Below are 712 nucleotides of genomic sequence, written 5' to 3' on the forward strand. Positions count from 1 at the left end.
CCAGCCGGGCGCGGAGCGCCCGGCTGGCACGGCCAACCAGCGCAACGGCAAGAGCGCCAAGACCGTCCTGACTGAGGACGGGCCGCTGCGGGTGAACATCCCGCGCGACCGCGACGGCAGCTTTGATCCGCCCCTGATTCCCAAGCACGAGCGGCGCCTCACCGGGTTCGACGACAAGATCATCGCCATGTATGCCCGTGGCATGACCGTGCGCGAGATCCAGGCATTCCTGGCTGAACAGTACGGCACCGAAGTCTCGCCCGAGTTCATCAGTTCGGTGACCGACGCGGTCATGGACGAAGTCACTGCCTGGCAGGCCCGTCCGCTCGAGGTGATGTACCCGGTGGTGTTCTTCGACGCGCTGCGCGTCAAGATGCGTGAGGACGGCGTGGTGCGCAACAAGGCGGTCTACCTGGCCCTGGGCGTACTGCCAGACGGCACGCGCGACATCCTGGGCCTGTGGATCGAAACCACCGAAGGCGCCAAGTTCTGGATGAAGGTGTTCAATGACCTGAGGACCCGCGGCACGCAGGACATCCTGATTGCGGTGACTGACGGGCTCAAGGGCATGGAACAGGCCCTGAACGCGGTGTTCCCGAACACGACGCTGCAGACCTGCATCGTGCACCTGATCCGCAATAGCCTGGAATACGCCAGTTGGAAGGAGCGCCGGGCCGTAGCGGCTGCGCTCAAGCCCGTGTACACGGCGCCC

The 712-nt window shown here is 65.3% G+C and carries 1 protein-coding gene; it reads left to right on the forward strand.

The window, feature by feature from the left end; all coding sequences use genetic code 11:
- The coding region (locus CF70_RS19645; protein ID WP_035868216.1) for an IS256 family transposase at positions 1-712 on the forward strand (712 nt) is incomplete at both ends.

Origin of the sequence: Cupriavidus sp. SK-3 (assembly GCF_000611145.1) — a bacterium.
Classification (GTDB): Bacteria; Pseudomonadota; Gammaproteobacteria; order Burkholderiales; family Burkholderiaceae; genus Cupriavidus.